Source organism: Acidovorax sp. sic0104 (assembly GCF_019219095.1).
In the GTDB taxonomy this organism is placed as follows: domain Bacteria; phylum Pseudomonadota; class Gammaproteobacteria; order Burkholderiales; family Burkholderiaceae_C; genus Acidovorax.
The window spans coordinates 60217-84143 of record NZ_JAHUWH010000017.1; the positions used below are offsets into that span (position 1 = coordinate 60217).

Annotated in this window: 22 protein-coding genes; 11 read left to right on the forward strand and 11 right to left on the reverse strand. The window is 66.3% G+C overall.

The window, feature by feature from the left end; translation table 11 throughout:
* Position 1: 1 nt before the first annotated feature.
* Both KW835_RS21940 and KW835_RS21945 read right to left on the reverse strand, forming a co-directional pair.
* A complete protein-coding gene (locus KW835_RS21940; RefSeq protein WP_218386371.1) occupies positions 2–931 on the reverse strand; it encodes a branched-chain amino acid ABC transporter permease in 930 nt (309 codons plus the stop codon).
* A 315-nt stretch (positions 932–1246) separates the two neighbouring features.
* Positions 1247–2578 (reverse strand): replication-associated recombination protein A, encoded by a 1332-nt coding sequence (locus KW835_RS21945; protein ID WP_218386373.1) that lies wholly within the window; start codon positions 2576–2578, stop codon positions 1247–1249.
* A gap of 222 nt (positions 2579–2800) precedes the next feature.
* Here KW835_RS21945 and KW835_RS21950 point away from each other — a divergent pair, with 222 nt between their 5' ends.
* Positions 2801–3160: a DUF1304 domain-containing protein gene (locus tag KW835_RS21950; RefSeq protein ID WP_218386374.1), complete on the forward strand. Its 360-nt coding sequence runs from the start codon at positions 2801–2803 to the stop codon at positions 3158–3160.
* Between the two features lie 33 nt (positions 3161–3193).
* Here KW835_RS21950 and lolA read toward each other — a convergent pair whose 3' ends face one another.
* From lolA to KW835_RS21965, 3 genes are all read right to left on the reverse strand, one after another.
* A complete protein-coding gene (gene lolA / locus KW835_RS21955; RefSeq protein ID WP_218386376.1) occupies positions 3194–3826 on the reverse strand; it encodes an outer membrane lipoprotein chaperone LolA in 633 nt (210 codons plus the stop codon).
* A gap of 57 nt (positions 3827–3883) precedes the next feature.
* Positions 3884–6223, reverse strand: a complete 2340-nt coding sequence (locus KW835_RS21960; RefSeq protein WP_218386378.1) for a DNA translocase FtsK — start codon at positions 6221–6223, stop codon at positions 3884–3886.
* 73 nt (positions 6224–6296) lie between these two features.
* Positions 6297–6974: a Crp/Fnr family transcriptional regulator gene (locus tag KW835_RS21965; protein ID WP_218386381.1), complete on the reverse strand. Its 678-nt coding sequence runs from the start codon at positions 6972–6974 to the stop codon at positions 6297–6299.
* Positions 6975–7204: 230 nt separating this feature from the next.
* On the opposite strand from KW835_RS21965, the gene trxB reads away from it, so the two are divergent.
* The 3 genes from trxB to rpmG all read left to right on the forward strand — a co-directional run bounded on the left by trxB (position 7205) and on the right by rpmG (position 8761).
* Entirely contained in the window at positions 7205–8158 is a 954-nt protein-coding gene (gene trxB / locus KW835_RS21970) for a thioredoxin-disulfide reductase (RefSeq protein WP_218386383.1), read from the forward strand.
* A gap of 187 nt (positions 8159–8345) precedes the next feature.
* Complete coding sequence (rpmB, locus tag KW835_RS21975) at positions 8346–8579, forward strand: 50S ribosomal protein L28 (RefSeq protein WP_015013086.1); 234 nt, start codon at positions 8346–8348, stop codon at positions 8577–8579.
* 11 nt (positions 8580–8590) lie between these two features.
* Positions 8591–8761, forward strand: a complete 171-nt coding sequence (gene rpmG / locus KW835_RS21980) for a 50S ribosomal protein L33 (protein WP_007859760.1) — start codon at positions 8591–8593, stop codon at positions 8759–8761.
* 90 nt (positions 8762–8851) lie between these two features.
* Here the strand turns inward: rpmG and KW835_RS21985 are convergent, their stop codons facing one another.
* Positions 8852–10360 (reverse strand): PLP-dependent aminotransferase family protein, encoded by a 1509-nt coding sequence (locus tag KW835_RS21985; protein ID WP_218386384.1) that lies wholly within the window; start codon positions 10358–10360, stop codon positions 8852–8854.
* Between the two features lie 280 nt (positions 10361–10640).
* Here KW835_RS21985 and KW835_RS21990 point away from each other — a divergent pair, with 280 nt between their 5' ends.
* Complete coding sequence (locus KW835_RS21990) at positions 10641–10997, forward strand: hypothetical protein (RefSeq protein ID WP_218386386.1); 357 nt, start codon at positions 10641–10643, stop codon at positions 10995–10997.
* Between the two features lie 75 nt (positions 10998–11072).
* Here the strand turns inward: KW835_RS21990 and KW835_RS21995 are convergent, their stop codons facing one another.
* The 3 genes from KW835_RS21995 to KW835_RS22005 form a co-directional block, all read right to left on the reverse strand.
* Positions 11073–12287, reverse strand: a complete 1215-nt coding sequence (locus tag KW835_RS21995) for a fatty acid desaturase (protein WP_218386388.1) — start codon at positions 12285–12287, stop codon at positions 11073–11075.
* A gap of 248 nt (positions 12288–12535) precedes the next feature.
* Positions 12536–13807 (reverse strand): RsmB/NOP family class I SAM-dependent RNA methyltransferase, encoded by a 1272-nt coding sequence (locus KW835_RS22000; RefSeq protein ID WP_218386390.1) that lies wholly within the window; start codon positions 13805–13807, stop codon positions 12536–12538.
* 178 nt (positions 13808–13985) lie between these two features.
* Positions 13986–15839, reverse strand: a complete 1854-nt coding sequence (locus KW835_RS22005; RefSeq protein ID WP_218386391.1) for a M48 family metallopeptidase — start codon at positions 15837–15839, stop codon at positions 13986–13988.
* A 150-nt stretch (positions 15840–15989) separates the two neighbouring features.
* Here KW835_RS22005 and KW835_RS22010 point away from each other — a divergent pair, with 150 nt between their 5' ends.
* Positions 15990–16259, forward strand: a complete 270-nt coding sequence (locus KW835_RS22010; protein ID WP_218386409.1) for a DUF1653 domain-containing protein — start codon at positions 15990–15992, stop codon at positions 16257–16259.
* 108 nt (positions 16260–16367) lie between these two features.
* On the opposite strand, the gene purN is transcribed toward KW835_RS22010, so the two are convergent.
* Entirely contained in the window at positions 16368–16949 is a 582-nt protein-coding gene (gene purN / locus KW835_RS22015; protein ID WP_218386416.1) for a phosphoribosylglycinamide formyltransferase, read from the reverse strand.
* Positions 16950–16973: 24 nt separating this feature from the next.
* Between purN and KW835_RS22020 the strand changes: the two genes are divergently transcribed.
* From KW835_RS22020 to KW835_RS22035, 4 genes are all read left to right on the forward strand, one after another.
* Positions 16974–17666: a YceH family protein gene (locus KW835_RS22020; RefSeq protein ID WP_218386418.1), complete on the forward strand. Its 693-nt coding sequence runs from the start codon at positions 16974–16976 to the stop codon at positions 17664–17666.
* A gap of 47 nt (positions 17667–17713) precedes the next feature.
* Entirely contained in the window at positions 17714–18895 is a 1182-nt protein-coding gene (locus KW835_RS22025; protein WP_218386419.1) for an acyl-CoA dehydrogenase family protein, read from the forward strand.
* A 12-nt stretch (positions 18896–18907) separates the two neighbouring features.
* Positions 18908–20023, forward strand: coding sequence for an acyl-CoA dehydrogenase family protein (locus KW835_RS22030; RefSeq protein WP_218386421.1), 1116 nt, complete (start codon positions 18908–18910; stop codon positions 20021–20023).
* Positions 20024–20102: 79 nt separating this feature from the next.
* Positions 20103–21494, forward strand: coding sequence for an alpha/beta fold hydrolase (locus tag KW835_RS22035; protein WP_218386422.1), 1392 nt, complete (start codon positions 20103–20105; stop codon positions 21492–21494).
* A gap of 426 nt (positions 21495–21920) precedes the next feature.
* On the opposite strand, the gene KW835_RS22040 is transcribed toward KW835_RS22035, so the two are convergent.
* Complete coding sequence (locus KW835_RS22040; protein ID WP_218386424.1) at positions 21921–22478, reverse strand: HNH endonuclease; 558 nt, start codon at positions 22476–22478, stop codon at positions 21921–21923.
* Between the two features lie 334 nt (positions 22479–22812).
* Here KW835_RS22040 and KW835_RS22045 point away from each other — a divergent pair, with 334 nt between their 5' ends.
* Entirely contained in the window at positions 22813–23865 is a 1053-nt protein-coding gene (locus tag KW835_RS22045; RefSeq protein ID WP_218386425.1) for a bifunctional riboflavin kinase/FAD synthetase, read from the forward strand.
* The last annotated feature ends 62 nt before the right edge of the window (positions 23866–23927 follow it).

Below are 23927 nucleotides of genomic sequence, written 5' to 3' on the forward strand. Positions count from 1 at the left end.
CTCAGGCTCGGTCCGCCACACGCTCACCCAGCAGGCCCGAAGGGCGCAGCGTCAGGATGATGATGAGCACGATGAACGCAAAGATGTCGGTGTAATGGCTGCCCAGGAGGCCGCCCGTGAGCGTGCCGATGTAGCCCGAGCCGATGGCTTCGATGAGGCCCAGCAGGATGCCGCCCACCACTGCGCCGGCCAGGTTGCCGATGCCGCCGAACACGGCCGCCGTGAAGGCCTTGAGCCCGGGCAGGAAGCCCATCGTGTGCTGCGCCGTGCCGTAGTTGGATGCGTACATGATGCCGGCGATGGCCGCCAGGATGGCGCCGATGATGAAGGTGGCCGAAATCACCATGTCGGGCTTGACGCCCATCAGCGAAGCCACGCGGGGGTTTTCTGCCGTGGCGCGCATGGCGCGGCCCAGGTTGGTGTGGTTCACCAGATAGACCAGCGAGGCCAGCGCGACGGCCGTCACACCCAGGATCAGGATCTGCGTGGGGGTGATGAATGCGCCGCCGATCTGGAACGGAGAGCTGGGCAGCAGCGTCGGATAAGGCTTGTAATTGGGCTTCCAGATGATCATCGCCAGCGTCTGCAGCAGGATCGACATGCCGATGGCGGTGATCAGGGGAGCCAGGCGCGGGCTGCTGCGCAGCGGCCGGTAGGCGATTTTCTCGATCGTGAAGTTCAGGGTGGCAGCCACCACGCACGCAATGATGGTGGCCAGCAGCAGGATGACCCAGCCGGGGGCGCCGGGCATTGCGCCCTGCATCATCCCTATGCAGCTCCAGCTGGTGAGTGCACCGATCATCAGCACTTCGCCGTGGGCGAAATTGATCAGTTGAATAATGCCGTACACCATGGTGTAGCCCAAGGCTATCAAGGCGTACATGCTGCCGAGAACCAGACCGTTGATGATCTGTTGCAGCAAAATGTCCATAAGAGAAGTCCTTCGTTTGTGACGCACCCACCGCTTTGGCACCGGAATCGGTACAGCCTTGTGGGCCCGACTGCCATCTAGCAAAAAACCCGCCAGAAATGCAGCTGTGCGGGTTTGTGGTCGGGATTGTAGCGAGTAGTCACAAGCGGCCCCCACCAAGCCGGGCGGGGTTTTCCCTCGGGTTCGGGCCACATCAGCGCGGAACGCGATTCATAAGCCTGCATGATGCAAGCAGGAATATTGATGTGCAAACTTATTACCAATCCGATGCAAAATCAGCATGACGATGTGTGCCGCACCCCGTTTTGCGCGGCGTCAAGAATCGTCGCCCAGCCCCTGGGGTGGCTCGGCTGACGCATTGCGTTCGCGCAACTCGCGCAATTTCTGTGCAATCTTTATTTCGAGGCCTCGCTCCACCGGCTGGTAGAAGCCCGGCTCGGGCATGCCATCGGGGAGATAGTTTTCGCCGGCGGCAAAGCCGCCCTCCTCGTCGTGTGCGTAGCGGTAGCCCTTGCCGTAATCGAGCTCTTTCATGAGCTTGGTCGGTGCATTGCGCAGGTGCATCGGCACCGGGCGGGTGCCGTCCTTCTTCACCCAGGCGCGGGCCGCGTTGTAGGCCTTGTAGACCGCATTCGACTTGGGCGCCACGGCCAGGTACACGACGCACTCGGCCAGCGCCAGCTCGCCCTCGGGCGTACCCAGGCGTTCGTAGACCTCGGCGGCGTCGAGCGCCAGACGCAGCGCGCGCGGGTCGGCCAGGCCGATGTCTTCGCTGGCCATGCGCACCAGGCGGCGTGCCATGTAGCGCGGGTCGGCCCCGCCGTCGAGCATGCGCACCAGCCAGTACAGCGCGGCGTCGGGATCCGAGCCGCGCACCGACTTGTGCAGCGCGCTGATGGTGTCGTAGAACTGCTCGCCGCCCTTGTCGTAGCGGCGCATGCGCTCGCCCAGCACCTTGAGCAGCCAGGCGTCGGTGATCTCGGCAAGCTTCTCCTGGGCAGCGGCCATGGCCAGCGTCTCCAGGGTGTTGAGCAGCCGGCGGGCGTCGCCGTCGGCATAGGCCACCAGGCGGTCGATTGCTACATTTTCAATAGCTGGAAGCGCTTTCTCCGTCTGCGCCAGAGCCACAATCTGCTTCAAATCCTCTTCCGACAGCGGCTGCAGCACATACACGGCAGCGCGCGACAGCAGCGCGGAGTTGACCTCGAACGACGGGTTCTCGGTGGTGGCGCCGATGAAGGTGAACAGGCCCGATTCGACATGCGGCAGGAAGGCGTCCTGCTGGCTCTTGTTGAAGCGGTGCACTTCGTCGACGAACACGATGGTGCGCTGCTGCATCAGCCCGTCGCGCGCCGCCTGGGCGCGCTCGACCGCCTCACGGATGTCCTTGACCCCGCCCAGCACCGCGCTGATGCTGATGAACTGCGCATCGAACGCATCGGCCATGAGCCGCGCGATGGTGGTCTTGCCCACGCCCGGCGGCCCCCACAGGATGCAGCTGTGGGGCCGGCCCGACTCGAACGCCAGGCGCAGCGGCATGCCGGGGCCCAGCACATGCTGCTGGCCTATCACCTCGCCGAGCGTGCGAGGGCGCAGCCGTTCGGCCAGGGGCTGGTGCAGGTGGGGCGATGGAGGCGCTTCGGTCATGCTCCGATTCCATCACATCCGCCTGGCCCGCAGGCCGCAACGGGCATGGCGTGCGTGCAGGATGCGGCCCTGCCCGACACGAGCTTCTTGCGCCGCGCCGACGGCACTGCCGGCGGCTGCCAGCCCGGTACGGCCCCCAGGTGACAGACATGGAGCAACCCAGCGTCTAGTATCAGGCCGGCCAGTTCACACATTCCCGTCCATTACCGGAGCCTGCCAGCCATGTCCCTTGCAGCCAATATCGTCGTCGGCCTGATCGGCGTCCTGCACGTCTACATCCTCGTGCTCGAGATGTTCCTGTGGGAAAAGCCCGCCGGGCGCAAGGCCTTCGGCCAGTCCAGGGAGCAGGCCGCAGCCACCAAGGTGCTGGCTGCCAATCAGGGCCTGTACAACGGCTTTCTTGCCGCAGGGCTGTTCTGGGGCCTGTACCTGGGCGACGCCGCAGGCCTGGGCGTGAAGGTGTTCTTCCTGCTGTGCGTGCTGGTCGCCGGCCTGTACGGCGCGGCCACAGCCAGCCGCAAGATCCTGTTCATCCAGTCCGTGCCCGCCGCCATCGGGCTGGCTCTTTTGCTGCTGGCCTGAGCCCCAGTGCGCGCGGAGCAGGACTGCGCCGCTCTACTGCTTGACCACATCCGCCCCTGCAGGCGGCTTGAACTGGAAGGTGCCCGCCGGCAGCGATGCGTTGGTCTGCATGCCGTTGAAGCGGATCTGCGAACGCTGGCCGAAACTGTCCAGAATGTCCAGGGCTGCCAGTTGCTCGCTGGCAAAGCCCACGCGCACGCTCTTGAGCTGGCCTTCCTTGGTCTTGGGGGTGGCCAGCACCCACTGCAGGCCGTCCTGGTCTGGAGCGTTTTCAAGCGTGAATTCGGCCTTCAGGGCCGACAGGTCCGGCGCCGATGCCAACAGCGCTGCCGGCGTGGTGCCAAGCGCCTGTGCCTGGGCGCGCTGCGTGACCTGGTTCAGGTCCACGTCGTAGAGCCACAACGTCTGGCCGTCGGCCACGATGGTCTGCTCGAAGGGCTTCTTGTAGACGAACTTGAAGCGGTTGGGACGCTGGAACTCGAAGCTGCCGCTCGATTGCTTGGTGCGCGCTGCCTGGCCGTCCTTGGGCGGAGAGGTCACGGTCTGCGTGAATTCCGCCTTGCCCGTCTGGCTGCCCTTCATGAAGGACTCCAGGTTCTTCAGGCCGTCAGCGCTTGCTGCGCCTGCGGCAACTGCTATCAAAATTGTAGTGGCGATCTTTTTCAACAGAAACTCCTGGGGGGTGCGGTCCAGGCCGGCACGATGGCCCGGCCTGTCGGCCTTTCACTCGCTGCGGTTGGGAACCAGCACTTCGCGCTGGCCGCTGGCCGTGAGGCCGCTCACCAGGCCCGCCTTTTCCATGTCTTCGAGCAGGCGCGCCGACCGGTTGTAGCCAATGCGCAGCTTGCGCTGCACGTACGAGATGCTCGCCTTGCGGTCCTTGAGCACCACTTCGACGGCCTGGTCGTACATGGGGTCCTTCTCGCCCCCATCGCCGCCGCCGCCTTCTCCTGACAGATCACCGTCACCGTCCACAGTTCCGCCCTCGAGCACGCCCTCTATGTAGTCCGGCTCCCCTTGTTCCTTGAGGTAGCTGACGACACGGTGTACTTCTTCGTCCGACACGAAGGCGCCGTGCACCCGTATCGGCAGACCCGTGCCGCTGGCCATGTAGAGCATGTCGCCCATGCCCAGCAGCGCTTCGGCGCCCATCTGGTCCAGGATGGTGCGGCTGTCGATCTTGGAGCCCACCGAGAACGCGATGCGGGTCGGGATGTTGGCCTTGATCAGGCCGGTGATGACATCCACGCTGGGCCGCTGCGTGGCCAGGATCAGGTGGATGCCGGCCGCCCGCGCCTTCTGCGCCAGGCGGGCGATCAACTCTTCGATCTTCTTGCCCACCACCATCATCAGATCGGCCAGCTCGTCGATGATGACCACGATGTGCGGCAGGCGTTGCAGGGGCTCGGGCTCCTCCGGCGTCAGGCTGAAGGGGTTGTAGATGAACTCCTCGCGCGCCTTGGCTTCGTCGATCTTGGTGTTGTAGCCCGCCAGGTTGCGCACCCCGAGCTTGGACATCAGCTTGTAGCGGCGCTCCATCTCGGCCACGCACCAGTTCAGCCCGTGGGCCGCCTGCTTCATGTCGGTGACCACGGGCGCCAGCAGGTGCGGGATGCCTTCGTAGACCGACATTTCCAGCATCTTGGGGTCGATCATCAACAGGCGCACATCGCGCGCCTCGGCCTTGTACAACAGCGACAGGATCATCGCGTTGATCCCCACCGACTTGCCCGAGCCCGTGGTACCGGCCACCAGTACGTGCGGCATCTTGGCCAGGTCGGCCACCACCGGGTTGCCCACGATGTCCTTGCCCAGGCCCATGGTGAGCATGCTCTTGGCCTCGTGGTAGACCTGCGAGCCGAGGATCTCGGACAGCCGGATGGACTGGCGCTTGGCGTTGGGCAACTCCAACGCCATGTAGTTCTTGCCCGGAATGGTTTCCACCACGCGGATGGACACCAGGCTCAGCGAACGCGCCAGATCCTTGGCCAGGCCCACGATCTGCGAGCCCTTCACGCCCGTGGCGGGTTCGATCTCGTAGCGCGTGATCACCGGGCCCGGCATGGCCGCGACCACGCGCACCTCCACGCCGAAATCCTTGAGCTTCTTCTCGATGAGCCGGCTGGTCATCTCCAGCGTCTCGGGCGCCACGGTTTCCTGGCGCTGCTGCGGTCCGTCGAGCAGGTCCACCAGGGGCAGCTTGCTGTCGGGCATCTCGGTGAACAGGGGCTTTTGGCGCTCCTTGACCACGCGGGTGCTCTGCGGAACGTCCACCAGGACCGGCTCGATGATCTGGATGGGCTCGGGGTGCTGCACCTCGCTCTCGATGCGCTCTTCCAGCACCACCACCTCGCGCTCGCGGGCCGCCTTGCGGCCCACGGCCACGTCCTTGGCGACTTCGCGCTTGGCCAGGCGCGACTGCACGAGTGAATCGATGCGCGACCCCAGCGTCTCCGCCACGTGCCCCCACGAGAAACGAAACACCAGCGCCGCGCCCAGCACGGCGATCACGATCGACAGCAGGGCCGAGCCGGTGTAGCCCAGCCACTTCACGCTGGCGGGCCCCACCACATAGCCCAGCACGCCACCGGCGTGCCCGCCCGGCAGCAGCGATTCGAAGCGGTACAGCCGCGACCATTCCAGGGCCGTGCTGGCGCACATCAGCAGCACCAGCCCGCCCCAGAACAGCGCGCGGCGCTGCATAGGACTGGCGGCACCCGGCACCTGCTCGCCGCCGCGCATCCAGCGCGCGAGCGACGACAGCCAGGCGCGCACGCCCGCCGCCACACACCACCACACGGAAAAGCCGAGCGCGAAGTAGCTGCCGTCGGCCAGCCAAGCGCCGAACCTGCCGGCCCAGTTGGCCACCATGCGGGCATCCCGCGCACCGGAATTGGAAAAAGCCGCATCCTGCGCGGAGTAGCTGACGAGCGCCAGCAACCAGAAAACCAGGGCCAGCAGGCCCACCATCAGGCCGATCTCATGGCCGAAACGGGCAGCACCCGTGCGGGGCGGCGACTTCGCCGCGGACGATGCGTTCAGGGTATTGAGGGAATAGGTCATATGCGTGCGCAGCGAGCTTAACGCAACCACCGGCAGCAGCCGCCACCGATCCCCGCCAACAGCTCCCTGCGCGTCAACCCAGTGCGTTCAACCGGTCCTTGAGCAGCGTAGCGCCGCTGGGCAGCACCTCGATGAAGCCGCGCTCTTCCAGGTCCTTCATCACGCGGCTGACCATCTCGCGGGAAGCGCCCACCATCTTGGCCAGGTCCTGGCGGGAGATCTTGTCCTTGATGATCAACTGGCCCTGCGCATCGGGCGTGGCGAAATCGAGCAGTGCATGCGCAACGCGCCCATACACGTCCAGCAGTGCCAGAGACTCTATCTTGCGGTCGGCATGGCGCAGGCGCTTGACCAGCCCGCGCATCACCACCAGCGACATGGAGGCGTTCTCGGTCAGGCAGCGCGCGAACTCGGTGCGGCCGAGCATGAGCACGTCGGTCTGCACCTCGGCGCGCACGGTGGCCGAATGGGGTTCGTTGTCGATGATGCTCATCTCGCCCAGATAGTCGCCCTGCGAGAGCGTGGCCAGGATCACCTCGCGGCCCCGGCTGTCGGAAGTCATCACCCGGGCTCGCCCGGTCAGCAGGATGAACAGCGCGTCCGACTTGTGCCCCTGCTCCACCAGGGTTTCGCCGCGCTTGAAGCGGCGCTTGATGACCGCGCCGCTGATCACCTCGGCCTGCGTCACCGTGAGCAGCGAAAACAGGGGCACCCGGCGCAGCAGATCCAGGTTGGACAACATCGTCGACATAAAAAGCTTCTCCTCTCGATGTGGCATGCACTTTCGCGGACCCGTGAAAGACCTGGCGCGCAAGGTGCGGTTGCACCTGAACCGCAACGGGACATCCATCGGTTCTTACAATCGCCGTGATTGAATTTGGAGCAGCTTGCACCGACCGTGAGCGGTTGATACTTGGCGCCCTGCCCCCCAGCTTTCCCAACAGCGCCCCGTGTAGCGGGCGCAAAACACAGGCTTTTACCATGTCCACCACCCAACACGCGAAAGTTCTGATTCTCGGCTCCGGCCCCGCCGGCTACACGGCCGCCGTCTATGCGGCGCGCGCCAACCTGAATCCGGTGCTCATCACCGGCATGGCCCAGGGTGGCCAGCTGATGACCACGACCGAGGTGGACAACTGGCCCGCCGACGTCCACGGCGTGCAGGGCCCCGACCTGATGCAGCGCTTCCTGGAGCACGCCGAGCGCTTCAAGACCCAGGTGATCTTCGACCACATCAACAAGGTCGACTTCAGCCAGCGCCCCTTCACCCTCACCGGCGACAGCGGCACCTACACCTGCGACGCGCTGATTCTCGCCACGGGCGCATCGGCCAAGTACCTGGGCCTGCCCTCGGAAGAAGCCTTCATGGGCAAGGGCGTGTCCGGCTGCGCCACCTGCGACGGATTCTTCTACCGTGAGCAGGATGTCTGCGTGGTCGGCGGCGGGAACACCGCCGTCGAAGAAGCGCTGTACCTGTCGAACATCGCCCGCAAGGTCACGCTGGTGCACCGCCGCGACAAGTTCAAGGCCGAGCCCATCCTGGTGGACAAGCTCAACGAGAAGGTCGCCGCCGGCAAGATCGAGCTCAAGCTGTTCAACACGCTCGACGAGGTGCTGGGCGACAACACCGGCGTGACCGGCATCCGCATCAAAAGCACGAAGGACGGCAGCACGGAAAACATCCAGCTGCAAGGCTGCTTCATCGCCATCGGCCACGCGCCCAACACCGAGATCTTCCAGGGCCAGCTCGAGATGGAAAACGGCTACATCATCACCCAGGGCGGACTCAAGGGTTTTGCCACGCAAACCAGCGTGCCCGGCGTGTTCGCCGCCGGCGACGTTCAGGACCACGTGTACCGCCAGGCCATCACAAGCGCAGGCACGGGCTGCATGGCCGCGCTGGACGCCCAGCGCTTCCTGGAACAGGAAGCTTGATGGAAAAGCAGTGGCCAGGCTATAATCCGTGGCTTTGCTGAATTCGGCTTCGCCTTTGCGCGGCAGTTCGGGCAGCAAAACCGGGTTACCGCCACCCTTTCTGGCGAGGTGAGGCCGCCAGCGAGCCCTCGGCAAGGATTGCCCAGGGCGCCCGCAAACGGCCGTTAAAAAGTATCGGAGTGTCCTCATGGCACGCGTCTGCGACGTAACGGGCAAGAAGCCCATGACCGGGAACAATGTTTCCCACGCCAACAACAAAACCAAGCGCCGGTTCCTGCCGAACCTGCAATACCGCCGTTTCTGGGTCGAGAGCGAAAACCGCTGGGTGCGCCTGCGCGTTTCGAGCGCTGCCCTGCGTTTGATCGACAAGAACGGTATCGACTCGGTGCTCGCAGACCTGCGCGCACGTGGCCAAGCCTAAGGAGAAGCACCATGGCAAGCAAAGGCGGACGCGACAAGATCAAGCTGGAATCCACTGCGGGTACCGGCCACTTCTACACCACGACCAAGAACAAGAAGACGATGCCCGAGAAGATGCTGATCATGAAATTTGATCCCAAGGCTCGCAAGCACGTCGAATACAAGGAAATCAAGCTGAAGTAATTCAGCCTGCCTTCCCCAAGAAGCCGCCCTCCTGGGCGGTTTTTTTATGGCCGTACGGAATCCGGCCTCCCGCAGGCCGTCAACACGTTCTCAGGCGGCCTTGCGAACGGCCGGCAGTTCGGCGCACTGCGCCGCCAAAAGCGCGCCGAGCGTGCGGTAACCCGCCTCCACCTCGGCGGTGAATGGCATCCCGCAGCTCAGCCGCAGAAAGTGCTCGTAACGCCCCGTGTTCGAGAACATGGGACCCGGTGCCACGCGGATGCCCTTGTGCAGCGCCTCGTCGTACAGGCGCGTGGACGACAGCCCCTGCGGGAGCTCCAGCCACAGGCTCAGGCCGCCCGGTGGCAGGCTCAGGCGAGTGCCCGGCGGAAAGTACCGCGCAACAGCCCGGGCGGCCTGCTCGCGCTGCAGGCGCAGTTGCGCACGCATGCGGCGCATGTGGCGCTCGTAGGCCGGCGAGTCCACGCTGCGCGCCGCCAGCAGCTGCGACCATGTCTGCATGTTGCGCGTGCGGGCGAACTTGATCATCTGCACACGGGCCTGCCAGCGCCCGGCGCTCATCCAGCCCTGGCGCAGGCCGGGCGCAAAGCTCTTGCTGAGCGATGCGCAATAGATCACTTGCCCTGCATCGCCCGGCCGGTCCCATGCCTTGGCGGGGCGCAGTACATGCGGCGATTCCACGAATTCCCGGTAGATGTCGTCCTCGATGAGTGCCAGCCCATGTTCCACACACAGTGCCACCAGGCGCTGCTTGTGTGCATCGGGCATCACGCTGCCCTGGGGCATCTGCAGGTGCGGCACCACCACCACGCCCTTGAGCCGGGGCTCGTTGCGCGCGGCCAACTCCAGCGCCTCCAGCGACATGCCGGTGTGCGGGCTGCTGGGAATCTCCAGCGCGCGCAGCCCGCGCACCTCGATGGCCTGCAGGATGCCGAAGAAGGTGGGGGACTCGACGGCGATCACGTCGCCTGGCTCCGCCACCGCATCCAGGGCCAGGTTCACCGCTTCGGAGTTGCCGTGCGTCGCGCCGATGTCTGCCGGCGCCACGCACACACCGAAGGTCAGCGCGTGCCGTGCCATGGCCTGCTGGAACTCGGGATGGGTGGTGGGCGCCGACGGCCCGTACACCAGGATATCGGGCTGCTCGCGCAGCAGTGCGTGGGCCATCCGGTTGAGTGCGGCCGCGTCGAACAGGCTGGGCGCCGGCATGGCGCTGCCCAGGTCAAGCGGGAGCGGGCCGGCACGGCGGGCTTTCTCCAGAAACCCCGAAATTCGCTCATTGATGCCCGCAAAGACGTGCGGATCCTCAGCCAGGGGCTCGTGCAGCTCAGGCTCGCGGGCCTGGGGCAACGCCACGCCGCCCGGCTCGCGTACGAAGTAGCCCACCCGCTCGCGCGCATCCAGACAGCCTTGGGATTCGAGATGGCGCAACACCTGCAGCGCCGTGGTCAGGCTCACCTGGTGGCGCTGGCATAGCTCGCGCACCGACGGCATGCGCATGCCGGGCGCCAGGCTGCCTGCTGCGATCGCCTGTTCATACAAGGCCGCCAGCTGACGGTACAGCGGGGCTTCCCGTTTGTCGGAGGAAGAAGAAGGCATGGCAGGCTCTCAGTGCGACCGTGGGCTCAAACGCGGCAACAACAGGTCAAGGCGACATCCTGCCGCAACACCCTGGACCGGTACAGATACAGGAAAGGCAAGATGCAACCATAACAGGACACCAGGAATCGATGCTGTTCTAGCCCGCATTGCGGCCGCGTGTACCTAGTGGGCGAGGCCTGCTTTTCCTACGCTAAAGGCCTTCTGCAGCCACCCCGTTCAGGAACACCGCACCATGCCACAGCCCAGTCCATCCAGCATTTCCCCCACCACAACCACCATGGGTCTCCTGCCCGGCCAGAGCCTCTGGCTATACCTGCCGCCAGGAGGTTTCCTGCGCGCGACGCAAGGAGAAGTGTGCGTGCGCTTCACCCCGGACAACTGCGGGCACGCCCTGCACACACCTACCCACGCCAGGCTCAAGGCCGGCGACTACCTGCCGCGCGATGTGAAACAGGCGCAGGCTGCATGGGTCCTGGTGGACAACGCCCTGCACTGCCGCGCGGAAATCCAGGTGACCGAAGGCACGCCGGCACCCAGGCTGCGGCACGTGGCCGCACGGTGGATGCGCGCCTTGGCAGGCCGATTGGGGAAAAAAGGCCGCACATACGGCGGCGCGTTGCACGCCACGCGGTGACCAGGAGCGCCCAAAGAAAAAGGCCTTGCCCGGGAGGCAAGGCCTTGGCGGACCGCAGAGGTCTGCCCGGTCGCTTCAGGCCTGGGCCGCACGCAGCCGCAGCGAGAACTCGCGCAGTGCGGCAATGCCACTTTCCTCGGCCCGGCGGCACCAGGCCTGCAGGTCGGCCGTGAGCTGCTCGCGGGACTGCGATGTATTGAGCCACAGTTGGCGCAGCTCTTCGCGCATGGTGACCATCTTGTCGAGCGCGGGGTGCGCAGCACGCGCCTGGGCCAGTTGCGGCAGCGCGACGGCGGGCACTTTCTCGGCATCGCGGTGCAGCCAGCGCTTGGCGGCCTTGAGTACCGAAACGTCCGCCTGGCGCGCCTTGAGCGCGGCGATCTCTTCCTTGCAGGCCTGGCGCACGCCGCGCGCATAGCCGGCCATCACCTCGTAGCGGTTGGCGATCAAGGCCTCTAGCGTCTTCTCGTCGGCCACGGCTTTCACGTCGCCCAGTTGCAGCTTGGGCGGCACCTTCTTGACGGTAGCCCAGCCCACCTTCCGCATCAGGCTGATGTAGACCCAGCCGATGTCGAACTCGTACGGCTTGACCGAGAACTTGGCCGACGTGGGGTAAGTGTGGTGGTTGTTGTGCAGCTCTTCGCCGCCGATGATCACGCCCCAGGGCGAGAGATTGGTGCTCGCATCGGTGGCTTCGAAGTTGCGATAGCCCCAGTAGTGGCCGATGCCGTTGACCACCCCCGCGGCCCAGAAGGGGATCCAGAGCATCTGCACGGCCCAGACAGCCGCCCCCAGCGCACCGAACAGGGCCAGGTTCAGGACCAGCATCAGGCCCACGCCCTGCCATCCGAAACGCGTGTACACGTTGCGCTCCATCCAGTCATCGGGCGTGCCGTGGCCGAACTTCTTCATCGTCTCCAGGTTCTTCGATTCGGCACGATACAGCTCGGCGCCGCGCCACATCACGGTGTCCAGACCCCGCGTCTGCGGGCTGTGCGGGTCGTCCACCGTTTCGCACTTGGCGTGGTGCTTGCGATGGATGGCCACCCATTCCTTGGTGACCATGCCTGTGCCGATCCAGAGCCAGAATCGGAAGAAATGTGAGGGAACGGCGTGCAGGTCAAGAGACCGGTGAGCCTGCGCACGGTGCAGGAAGATGGTGACCGCCGCAATGGTGATGTGGGTGGTCGCCAGGGTGTACAACACGATCTGCCACCAGGCCAGATTCCACAATCCATGGCCAAGCCAGTCGATGGCAGCGTTCAGTACAGCCCAATCGGGTAACAGCATAGTGAGAAAAACCTTGTACAAGACACCCGGCCACCAGCGGTGGCGGGTCGGAGGATTTTAAAGGGAGGCTCCCTGTTTTCGATCAGAGGTTATCCGCAGTAGCAAGGGTGAATTGGCACCTGCGTCGCCTGCACGACAAGGCATGCAACCCCTGTGCCAGAGCGGACGAAGCGACGCAGCGGCACGCCGCTTCAAGGTATGTTTCGTCGCTCGCCCCTTGAGGGAAGACGCGCAGCGGCTCAGGGGGGTTACTTCCTCTTCCAGACGGCGGCAAAGAAGCCATCGGTCTGGTGCACATGAGGCCACAGGCGCAGATATCCAGTGCCCATCTCGCCGCCGCTGCACAGTCCCTGCGCGCCCTCCACCTTGAGCTGCGTGAGCAGCTCGGCCGCATCCAGAAGTTCGAAGTCCGGGTGCGCAGCACTGAAGGCCTCCGCGATGGCCTCGTTTTCCTGCGGCAGGATGCTGCAGGTGGCATACACCAGACGGCCGCCGGACTTGAGCAGCCGCGCGGCGCTGGCCAGGATGGCGGTCTGCTTGGCCACCAGTTCCTCCACCGCCTTGGGCGTCTGGCGCCACTTCAGGTCGGGGTTGCGGCGCAGCGTGCCCAGGCCCGAGCACGGCGCATCGACCAGCACGCGGTCGATCTTGCCCGCCAGGCGCTTGACGCGGTCATCCCGCTCGTGGGCAATGGCCGCAGGGTGGACGTTGGACAGTCCGCTGCGGGCGAGCCGGGGCTTCAAGGCGTCGAGCCGGTGGCCCGACACGTCGAACGCGTACAGGCGCCCGGTGTTGCGCATGCTCGCGCCAATCGCCAGCGTCTTGCCGCCCGCGCCGGCGCAAAAATCCACGACCATCTCGCCGCGCTTGGCATCCAGCAGCAGCGCCAGCAGTTGGGAGCCTTCGTCCTGCACTTCCACCGCGCCGCGGGTGAAGACCTCGAGCTTGGTCAGCGCAGGCTTGCCATCGATGCGCAGGCCCCAGGGGGAATACGGAGTAGGCAGTGCCTTGATGCCAGCCTTGGCCAATTCCTTCTGCACATCGGCGCGCTTGTCGTTCAGCGCGTTGACGCGCAAATCCAGCGGCGCAGCGCTCGACAGGCTCTCTACCAGCGGCCAGAAGCCCGTGCCCAGCTGATCCTTCAGGGGCTGCACCAGCCATTCGGGCAGGTTGTGGCGGTGGCGCTCCATGAGGTCGTCCACCGTGACGGCGTCGCACTGCTCAAGCCAGTTCCTTTCCTGGTCGGTCAATGCGCTCTTGAGGAAATCACGCGGCCCGTAGAAGCCCAGGATGGCCAGACGCCGCTCCTTCGGCCCGGAACCCGAAGGCGCCATGTGGTCGAACAGCAGCTTCTTGCGCAGCACGGTGTAGACCGTCTCGGCCAGCGTGGCCCGCTCGCGGGGACCCAGGCCCCGGTTGTCACGGAAAAAACGCGACACCACCGCGTCGGCAGGGTGTTCGAAGGTGAGGGTCAGGCGGACGAGTTCGGCGCAGGCGTCGAGAAGAACTTTGGGGTGCATCCCCCTATTGTCCCATTCTGAAAGCCCCCCTGTGTCGCTTCGCGCCTTCCTCCCAAGGGGGACGCCACCCGTGGCCTGGCAGAGCCAGCTCCACGGTGGCACTGGCTTGGGGTGCGCCAGTCTCTGCCTGCGCGCCCCGCCTTTGAGTGAGGACACTATGCGGCTCAGGAGGCCTGGCTTACCTCGTGAAGATCGGATCGAACGCGTAGCGCTGGATTTCCTTGAGCGTGGGCGATTCGCCCGCCCACAGCGCGAGGGTGGGCCCCGGAATGCTCAGATTGCGCTCCAGCGCTCGGCACAGGTGATAGCGGCCGTCATCGTCCATGCCGGGGAGTTCCACAAAGAGCAGGTAGGCGCGGCGCTGGGGGTACTCGCGCAGGTTCTTGCGCACCAGCCAGCAGCGCGACAGCGGCGTGCAGCGGGCCAGCTCCGCCTTCAGTTCGGCCAACTCGAATTCGCTCAGGTCGTGGCGTGAGATCTGACCGAAGAATGACGTGCCCGAGAGTTCCTCCCACGCACGATCCTCGGACTCCTGCGCGCGCTCGAGCCGCTTGCGCCACTGCTTGAAGGCGGCGGCATCGTGGTCCTTCCCCAGCCGCGGGGTTTCCAGCTCGGCCAGCGCCGTGCGCGCCGCCCAATAGCGATCGCCGCTGCCGGTGTCCCACAGCCGGTGCAGCAGTGCGAGCTTGCCATCGCGGTCGTCCTCGGCAAGGCAGGTGACCAGCCCGCGCAACGCGGCGGGGTGCTCGGGGCTGCGTGCCAGCGCGGTCTCGTACAGCGCGCGCACATCGGCGCGCGGGTCCAGGTGGCGTTTCAGGCGCGCCAGCTCCACCAGGTCGGCTGCGCTGCTCTGGGCGGTCGATGCGCCCAGCACCTCGGCACGCGCGCGCACACGCTCCAGCCACGCGTGGTGCTGCTTCCACTCCGTGGCGTTCTCACGGCACCACTCCTTGTCGAAATGCGCCACCCAGCGCTTGGCCTCGGGGCCCAGCAGGCTCAGCGCGTTGCCGCGCGACCAGTCGGGCACGGTGGGTGCGGCGTCCAGCGCCTCGATGCGGTCGCGCAGGCCGGGATGTGTGTCGTCCACGCTGCTGATGCGCTTGAGCGCCTGGCGCATGGCATCGTTGGCAAAGGCCGCGTCCGGCGGCTCGGCCAGGCGGCGGCGCATGCTGCGAAACGGCCCCACGGGCAGCGGGTTGCCAGCGGCAGCGCACCAGTGGTTTCCCCAGAACTCCTCCTGCAGCCAGGCCCCGCGTATTTCGATCTCGGCCAGCGCGGCCGCCGTGACCTCGCGCCCCAGCAGACGGCCGGCGATGCGGTCGGCCTCGTACTCGTCCTGCCTCGCCAGCGCGAAGGTCTTGGCCGAGAAGCGCGGGAAGTACCAGCGCATGAAGGCCTGCGTGGCAGCTCCCGCCACACCCTCGTCGTCGGACAGACTGTGGTTCAGCCGCATCCACGACAGCCGGGTGCGGTAGATCCAGGCGGCGAAGCGGCCATGGTCGCCGCGCAAGTGGCCGTATTCGTGGGCCAGCACGGCCAGGAAGCGCGGACGGTCCAGGGCCATCAGCAGCGGCAGGCCGATGGTGAGATGGTTGACGGCGCCTCCCAGCAACCCGTAGCGTGGCAGCTGCTGGATGCTGGCATTGAACTCGCTGTCGAGCCGCACCTTGTGGATGGGCGGGCCCTTGATCTTGCGGCGAATGCGCTCGAGCGCCTCGAAGAGCTCGGGCGCCTCCAGGGGGGTGATCTCCACGCCCTCGGGCTCGTCCAGCCGCACCCACAGAGCGCGCAGGCTCACCCACAGCAGGCCGCCCGCGCCCAGCAGCAGCCACACCATGGCGAAGCGAAAGCGCCCGTGCAGCAGTTGGGGCACCACCCACACCACGATGGCGCCAGCGAGCACAAGGCAACCCAGCACCCAGGCATAGCCCAGTGCCGCAAAGGCGGCCACGCTGCGCCGGTACGCACTGCTGTTGTCGGCACTGGCATGCTCGCTCATGCGCACTAGGTGCACAAAATCTGCCTGGTCCACGGTGTCCCTCTCACTCGGTACGGTTGGTTTTGTTCTGCTGCCGGGCGGTCCGCGCATGAATCTAGCGCCGAACACCGCCTTCGCCGCACAAAATACTGGCGCAGCCCGCCATCCTAACGAACCACCTGCCAACCACCAAAACGCCCCCTCATGACCGACGACGATCTTCCCGACCTCATCCGCACTCCGCCGGGGCTGTACCGCCACTACAAGGGCATGCTCTATGAAGTGCTCGACACCGTGCGCCACAGCGAGACGCTGGAGCCCATGACGCTGTACCGCGCGCTCTACGGCCAGCACGGCCTGTGGGTACGGCCTGCCGCGATGTTCGAGGAGCCGGTGCTGGTGGACGGCGTGCTGCGCCCACGCTTCGAGAAATGTGCGGACGATACGCCGCCGGCTGAACCTGCCGCACTGTGAGCGACCCGGGCTCTCCGGTCGCCTCCCGGCCACAAAATGGCCGCCAACGCTTTACTGACAAGCGTAAGAAGCTACCAAAAAGATAGCAATCGAGCGCTGGAAAAATGTCTACGGCCGCTGCACCAGAGCCCGCACGGCCCGTGGGTAGATCAGGTGCTCCTGCGCGAGCACCCGGGCCGCCAGCGCGTCGGCCGTGTCGCCGGGCAGAACCGGCACCACGGCCTGGTCCAGTATGGGGCCCACATCCAGTTCGGCCGTCACCTGGTGCACCGTCACGCCAGCCACCTTGCAACCCGCATCGATCGCGCGCTGGTGGGTGTTCAGGCCGGTGAAGGCCGGCAGCAGAGACGGGTGGATATTGATCAGGCGCCCCGCGTACCGCGCCACGAAGCCCGACGTGAGGATGCGCATGAAGCCCGCCAGCACCACCAGCGCTGGCTCGTGCCGGTCGATCAGCGCGGCCAGTTCGGCATCGAACGCCTCGCGGCTGGCGAACCCCCTGTGGTCCAGCGCTTCGGCGGCAATGCCCTGCTCTCGCGCGAAGGCCAGGCCGGCGGCCTCGGGCTTGTTGCTGACGACGGCCACCACGCGCGCGCCGTAGCGCTGCTCCCAGCCCTCTTGCTGCGCGGTGCGGACGATGGCCGCCATGTTGGAGCCGCCGCCCGAGATCAGAATGACGATGTTCTTCATAAATTGCACCGGATTATCCCAGCCATGCCCTTCGACCCCGCCATCCGCCCCCTTACCCTCCACGAAGCCCGCGTGCTCGCCACCCTGATGGAAAAAGCCCGCACCGTGCCCGACAGCTACCCCATGTCGCTCAACGGCCTGGTCACCGGCTGCAACCAGAAGACCAGCCGCGATCCGGTGATGAGCCTGAGCGACGCCGAGGCCCAGGAAGCGCTGGATTCGCTCAAGCTGCTGACGCTGGCCTTTGAGACCAGCGGCAACCGCACCACGCGCTGGGAGCACAACTTCCAGCGCGGCGTGGGCGTGCCCGAACAGTCGGCCGTGCTGCTGGGCCTTCTGATGCTGCGCGGGCCGCAGACGGCGGGCGAGTTGCGCATCAATGCCGAGCGCTGGTACCGCTTTGCCGACATCTCGTCGGTGGAAGCCTTCCTCGACGAGCTGCAGGAGCGCAACGCTGAAAAAGGAGGCCCGCTGGTGGTGCTGCTGCCCCGCGCGCCCGGCGCGCGCGAGCAGCGGTGGGCCCACCTGATGTGCGGGCCAGTGGATACCAGCGCCGCAGCGCCCGCCACCAGCGGTAGCGGGGGCACCGCCGCCGCCGCACTGCAGACGCGGGTGGATGCCCTCGAAGGGCAGGTGGCCGCCCTGCAGGCCACGGTGCAGCGCCTGTGCGCCGAGCTGGGCATCGCCCACGAAATGTCACCACCCGGACAGGACTAAAACGAACGACCGTGCTACAAATGCGGGATCACTTGGAGACAAACCGCATGGATCTCGCATTCACCCCCGAAGAGCAGGCCTTCCGCGAAGAGATTCGCGCGTGGGTACACGCCAACCTTCCAAAAGAAATCTCCCACAAGGTGCACAACGCCTTGCGCCTGACCCGCGACGATCTGCAAGGCTGGGCCAAGATCCTGGGCAAGAAGGGCTGGCTGGGATTCGGCTGGCCCAAGGAGTTCGGCGGCCCCGGCTGGACGGCCGTGCAAAAGCATTTGTTCGAGGAAGAGTGCGCCCTGGCCGGCGCGCCCCGCATCGTGCCTTTCGGCCCGGTGATGGTGGCCCCGGTGATCATGGCCTTTGGCAGTGCCGAGCAGCAAAAGCGCTTCTTGCCCGGGATCGCCAGCGGCGAAGTGTGGTGGAGCCAGGGCTACAGCGAACCCGGATCGGGTTCGGACCTGGCCAGCGTCAAGACCCGCGCAGAGCGCGTGGGCGACAAGTACATCGTCAACGGCCAGAAGACCTGGACCACCCTGGGCCAGCATGGCGACTGGATGTTCAACCTGGTGCGCACCAGCACCGAGGGCAAACCGCAGACCGGCATCTCGTTCCTGCTGCTGGACATGAAGTCCAAGGGCGTCACGGTGCGCCCCATCAAGCTGCTGGACGGCGAGTGCGAGGTCAACGAAGTGTTCTTCGACAACGTCGAGGTGCCCGCCGAGAACCTGATCGGCGAGGAGAACAAGGGCTGGACCTACGCCAAGCACCTGCTGAGCCACGAGCGCACCAACATCGCCGACGTGAACCGCAGCAAGCGCGAGCTGGAGCGCTTGAAGCGCATCGCCAAGACCGAAGGCATGTGGGACGACACACGCTTTCGCGACCAGATCGCCCTGCTCGAAGTGGACATCGTGGCGCTTGAGATGCTCGTGCTGCGCGTGCTGTCGGCCGAGAAGTCGGGCAAGAACTCGCTCGACATCGCCGGCCTGCTCAAGATCAAGGGCAGCGAGATCCAGCAGCGCTACGCCGAGCTGATGATGCTGGCCGCCGGCCCGTTCAGCCTGCCCTTCATCGAAGAGGCGATGGAAGCCGGCTGGCAGGGCGACTTCCCTGGCGGCGTCACCGCCAACGCGCCGCTGGCGTCCACCTACTTCAACCTGCGCAAGACCACCATCTATGGTGGCAGCAATGAAGTGCAAAGAAATATCGTCGCGCAGACTGTGCTGGGCTAAGGAGACAAGAACATGGATTTCGATTTTTCTGACGACCAGGAACAACTGCGCGACGCCGTGCGCAAGTGGGTGGACAAGGGCTACACCTTCGAGCGCCGCCGCGCCGCAGTGGCCGCCGGCGGCTTCGACCGCGCCGCCTGGGGCGAACTGGCCGAACTGGGCCTGACCGCGCTCACCGTGCCCGAGGCCCACGACGGCATGGGCCAGGGCGCCATCGATGCGATGGTGGTGGCCGAGGAACTGGGCCGCGGCATGGTGCTCGAGCCCATCGCCCAGGCCTTCATCGCCAGCAGCGTGCTGTCGCACTACGCACCCGCCGATGTGCAGGGCGCCTGGCTGCCCCGCGTGGCCAGCGGCGAAGCCCTGGTGGTGCTGGCCTACCAGGAGCGCAAGGCGCGCTACCGCCTGGACGTTTGCGATGCAAAAGCGGCTCCAGCGCAATCTGGATATGCGCTGACAGCTACTAAAAGCATAGTACCCGCCGGTGACCAGGCCGACGCCTTCATCGTGCCCGCGCAGTTGGAGGGCAAGATCGCCCTCTTCCTGGTCGAGCGCTCCGCATCGGGCGTGACCGCCAGCGGCTACGTCACGCAGGACGGCAGCCGTGCGGCCGAACTGCGGCTGGCCAACGCGCCCGCCACGCTCATCACCACCGACGGCCTGGCCGCGCTGGAACTGGCCGTGGACACCGGCATCGCCGCCACCTGCGCCGAGGCCGTGGGCGTGATGGACAAGACGGTATCGCTCACCGTCGAATACATGAACCAGCGCAAGCAATTCGGCGTGTTCATCGCCAGCTTCCAGGCGCTGCGCCATCGCGTGGCCGACATGAAGATGCAGCTCGAACTCGCCCGCTCGATGAGCTACTACGCCAGCCTGAAGCTCGGCGCCCCGGCGGCCGAGCGCCGCGCGGCCATGGCCCGCGCCAAGGTGCAGTTGGGCCAATCGATGCGCTTCGTGGGCCAGCAGTCCGTGCAACTGCATGGCGGCATCGGCGTGACGGACGAGTACATCGGCAGCCACTACTTCAAGAAGCTCACGCAGCTGGAGATGACGTTCGGCGACACGCTGCACCACCTGGGCGAAGTGTCGGCCCGCATGCAGGATACGGCGGGCGTCTTTGCCTGACGCAGGCGCGTAACACCCTTGAACGATGCTCGTGGATTCCCCGGTCCACGGGCATTTTTTCTTTTCTGGAGCTCTTGCGATGAATACGTTTTCACTGCCCCGCCGATCGCTTCTGTGGGGCGCCGCTGCGGCCGCCGCACTGGCCCTGGCGGGTTGCGCAACCCGCGCACCGAGCCTCGCCGAAGCGCCGCCCATCGTCTTCGTGCACGGCAACGGCGACACCGCCGCACTGTGGCAGGCCACCGTGTGGCGCTTCGAGTCCAACGGCTGGCCGCGCGAGCGCCTGCACGCCATCGACCTGCCCTACCCGCTCTCGCGCGATGACGACGCCAAGCCGCAGCCGGGCCGCACCTCGGCGGCCGAGCACATGGCCTACCTGAAGGCCGAGGTGGACAAGGTGCTGCAGCGCACCGGCGCCCGCCAGGTGGTGCTGGTGGGCAACTCGCGCGGCGGCAACGCGATCCGCAACTACGTCTACAACGGCGGCGGCGACCGAGCGGTGAGCCACGCCATCCTTGGCGGCACGCCCAACCATGGCGTGTGGGCCATCCCCGGATTTCGAGAAGGCAATGAGTTCTCGGGCACCGGCCCCTTCCTCACCGGCCTGAATGCGCCCAAGAACGCCGCCGGCGACGAGGTGGGCGGCCCGGTGAAATGGATGACCATCCGCTCGGACGGCAACGACAAGTTCGCGCAGCCCGATGGACTGTGGATCGGCCAGAAGGGCACGCCCACCAACGTCACCGCCGCAGGGCCCGAGCTCAAGGGGGCCACCAATGTCGTGATCCCGCGCATCGATCACCGCGAGACCTCGTATTCGGCCGCCGCGTTCGAAGCCACCTACCGCTTCATCACCGGCAAGGCCCCGGCGCGCGTCGACATCGCCGCTGAAAAATCCGTGGTGCTGAACGGCAAGATCACGGGCCTGGGCGTGGATTCCGCCGACGCGAAGACCGGCAACTTCAGCAACAACCTGCCCCTGGCCGGCGCTCAGCTGGTGGTCTACGCCACCGACCCCGCCACCGGCGCCCGCGCCGGCGGGCCCCTGCTGCGCAAAACGGTCGGCGCGGACGGCACCTGGGGACCGCTGGCCACCCAGCCCGGCGTGCCGCACGAGTTCGTGGTGTCGGCCCCCGGCTATGCCACCACCCACATCTACCGCAGCGGCTTCCCGCGCAGCAGCGATCTGATCCACCTGCGCCCCGAGCGCATCGCCGACGCCGACAAGGGCGCAGACGCCATCGTCACCCTCACCCGGCCCCGTGGCTACCTGGACCCCGCGCGGGACAAGATGCTGCTGGACGGCGCGGCGCCCGCAGGCGTGCCGGCCGGCGCCGGTGTAGCGTCCGCCAAGGTCAAACCCGCAGGCGGACAGCGCCCGATTGCCGCCGAGTTCAACGGAGAGCGCGTGGTGGGACAGACATGGCCTGCGGCGAGCGGCCATGTGGTGCTTCTGGAGCTGACCTACTGAAGTGACGAAGTGACGGGCGCAGTGCGGTGTCTGTACTCCGCGCTGCGCACCACCCAGAGCGGCCAAGACGGCCCCGATGGCTAGGCGCCCGGTCGCGGGCAGTACTGAGCGCCTGCCTACCCTCTTTTCGGGGTCGCGAAGGCCATTGCCCGCTTGCCAATCTAGGCGCGCGACGCCGCGTGTGCCTTTTGCACACGCACGCAGCGCAACGACGAGTGGCGCGCCGGCAAGGGCCTTCCCTCCGGGTTGCTCGGCCTGGGGACTGCCTGCGGCGTTGCCCGCACTTGCAAGGTGCCTGCCTTGCTGCGCACGCGCGCCTTGCAACCAGCCCCCAGGCCGGGCAACGCGATGCCCGAAAAAGGGTAGGCAGGCCCCAGTACGGCAAGACCGAGCAACGACGCCAGCGGGGTCGTATTGACCGCTGCCCTAAGCAAGAAGACGGGACGACTTGGGGACATGGGCCATCAAGAATTCCATCTGGTCGGCCAGGATGCGCCGGTTGCGCAGGATGAAGTCCTCCCAGAGGCTGGGCACATAGGGCGTGTACAGCAGCGGCATGTGGGCCTGCTCGGGGGTGCGCGGGCCCTTGCGGTGGTTGCATGGCCGGCACGCGGTCACCACGTTCATCCAGTGGTCCTGCCCGTTGCGCGCAAAGGGCACGATATGTTCGCGCGTGAGGTCTTCTTCGTGAAAGTGGCCGCCGCAGTAGGCGCAGACATTGCGGTCGCGGGCGAAGAGCTTGCTGTTGGTCAGGCTGGGTTTCAGGCCGAACGGGTTGATGCCCGGCACGCCCTTGGTGCCGATGATGCTGTTCACCGCGATCACCGACTGCTCGCCCGTGACGGCGTTGTGCCCGCCGCGGTACAGGGCGATGTGGGCGCCCGATTCCCAGCGCACCTCGTCGGCGGCGTAGTGGATGACCGCCTGTTCGAGCGAAATCCAAGATTGGGGCAGCCCTTGGGCCGACAGCTTCAAGACCTTCAAAACACGCCTCCTGGAACAAGAATGAACACCAGGAAACCTCTGCACGAATCGGCGCGCCGTGTGCATCTGCGGTCTCGGGCGGTCTGCGGCGTTGCAAATGCTTGCAATAGCTACGGCTATTGCTGCGCTTTACGCCTTGCAGCCCATCCCAATCCGCAGCGCCCACTTGCCGCCCGATTCGTACAGAGGCTCCCTAGCAATCGGAACGCGGATGTCTCGCGGGCCACCCTGCTCTGGAAGGCCCCTCGGTCACAATATACTCCGTTTCGATGACATATTGACGTCCTGCGCTTGATGGATATGCGCGTGCTGCTATCAAAAAGATAACAAACCAATGAAGATCTTCCGCGGATTCCACCACCGAGGCATCGCCAACGCCTGCGCGCTCACCATCGGCAACTTCGATGGGGTGCACCGGGGCCACCAGGCGATGCTGGCCTTGCTCAACAGCGAGGCTGCGCACCGGGGGGTGGAGAGCTGCGTGCTGACCTTCGAGCCCCACCCGCGCGACTACTTCGCAGGCGCCCACAACAAGCCCGAGCTGGCGCCCGCGCGCATCGGCACGCTGCGCGACAAGCTCACCGAACTGGCGCGCTGCGGCGTGCAGCAGACCGTGGTGCTGCCGTTCGACGCGCGGCTGGCGGCCCAGTCACCGGCCGAGTTCATCGACGAGGTGCTCATCCGCGGCCTGGGCGCGCGCTATGTACTGGTGGGTGACGATTTCCGGTTCGGGCGCCAGCGCGCGGGCGACTACGCCATGCTGGACGCCGCCGGCCAGGCCCGGGGCTTCGACGTGGCGCGCATGAACAGCTACGAGGTGCACGGCCTCAGGGTGTCGAGCTCGGCTGTGCGCGAGGCGCTGGCCCGTGGCGACATGGAATCGGCCGCGCGCCTGCTCGGGCGGCCCTACACCATCTCCGGCCACGTGGTGCACGGGCGCAAGCTCGGCCGGGAGCTGGGCGCCACCGGCGCAGGCGCCGGCGACGGGTTTCGAACGTTGAACCTGCGCTTTGCGCACTGGAAGCCCGCCGCCAGCGGCATCTTTGCGGTGTTGGTGCACGGCCTGGGAGAAGCCCCTCTGCAGGGCGTGGCCAACCTGGGCGTGCGCCCCTCGCTCGATCCCGACGACGTCAATGGCGGGCGCGTGCTGCTGGAAACCCATTGCCTGCAATGGCCCGCCGAACTGGGCCCGGAAGGGGCGTACGGTAAAATCGTCCGCGTGGAACTGCTGCACAAACTGCACGACGAGCTCAAGTACGACGGTCTGGATGCCTTGACGAAGGGCATCGCCAAGGACTGTGCCGATGCGCGCGCCTACTTCGCATCGGCCCACGCAGCCACCAACCACACCGAGACCCGGCGCCAGACCACGCGCGACCGAATTTAGGGGGCTGCCTGCGCAGCGCCTGCCCTGCAGGCCGGAAACCGTTCGCCCCTCCTTGTTGCTTC